This window comes from Sphingomonas sp. RB1R13, assembly GCF_036663775.1.
GTDB lineage: Bacteria > Pseudomonadota > Alphaproteobacteria > Sphingomonadales > Sphingomonadaceae > Sphingomicrobium.
The window spans coordinates 1-1,116 of the sequence record NZ_JAXOJM010000087.1; the positions used below are offsets into that span (position 1 = coordinate 1).

Sequence of the window (1,116 nt, forward strand, 5' to 3'; positions counted from 1 at the left end):
GGCTATGTCCTCTACCGCGTCGCGGTTCCGGCGGGGCCAGCACAGACGCTGACGCTGAAGGGTATGCACAGCTATGCCCAGGTCTATCTGAACAAGGCGCTGGTCGGCACGCTCGACCGGCGGCTCGATCAGGAGACGGTCGAATTGCCCGCTCGCGCGAAGCCCGCGACGCTCGACATACTGGTCGAGAATACCGGCCGGGTGAACTATTCCCATGCGATCCGCACCGAGCAGACGGGCCTGACCGGCGCGGTGACGCTGGCCGGACGGCCGCTCAGCGACTGGCAGATGTTCCGCCTGCCGATGGACAATCTGGCGTCGCTCAAGCTGTCGACCACGCCGTGCAGTGGGCCGTGCTTCTATGAGGCGGAGATGACGGTGGCGAAGCCCGGCGACACCTATCTGGACATGCGCGGCGCGCATAAGGGGCAGTTGTGGCTGAACGACCACAATCTCGGCCGCTTCTGGAGCATCGGGCCGGTCCACACGCTCTACACGCCTGCACCATGGCTGAATGCGGGGGCCAACCGGGTGCTGTTCTTCGACCTGACCGGGGATGCGAGCGACAAGCTGACCACGGTGGACAAGCCGATCTATGGCAAGGTGACGAACCACCGCGAGGCGCAGTAAGCGGCGGCTTGCCCCTCCACCATCGCTTTCGCGATGGTCCCCCTCCCCATCGAAGATGCGGAGGAATGGGGCGATAAAATCCTCCCCAAGCTGTGCTTGGGGAGGGGGACCACCCGGCGGAGCCGGGTGGTGGAGGGGCGGGCGCCTTAGCGGACAGCCGCCGCCTGGTTCGCGACGATCGCCTCGCGCTGCTCGGGGCTCATAGCGGCGGCGTTGACATCTGCCGCCTTGATCGCGTCGGCGCGGTCCTCGGCATAGTCGCGGGTCTTTTCCGCCTGCTTGTCCAGCATCTTGGCCTGGTTGCGCAGCGCGTCGGCCTGATCCTCCATGCCGTCGGCACGGTTGTCGGCAGCCTTTTCGACATTCTCGGCCAGCTTGTCGGTGCCCTTGCCATTGCAGGCGGACAGCGACACCAGGCTGGCGGCCATCAGCAGGCCGATGCGGATCTTCATGATTATTCTCCCTGTTGGAACTGGAGCGAATAAC

At 65.3% G+C, this 1,116-nt stretch carries 1 protein-coding gene and 1 pseudogene; one reads left to right on the plus strand and one right to left on the minus strand.

The window, feature by feature from the left end:
* Positions 1-630: pseudogene (locus U1700_RS15115) on the plus strand (glycoside hydrolase family 35 protein); the annotation flags it as partial.
* Positions 631-776: 146 nt separating this feature from the next.
* Here U1700_RS15115 and U1700_RS15120 read toward each other — a convergent pair.
* Entirely contained in the window at positions 777-1,082 is a 306-nt protein-coding gene (locus U1700_RS15120; RefSeq protein WP_294273348.1) for a hypothetical protein, read from the minus strand.
* Between the last annotated feature and the right edge of the window lie 34 nt (positions 1,083-1,116).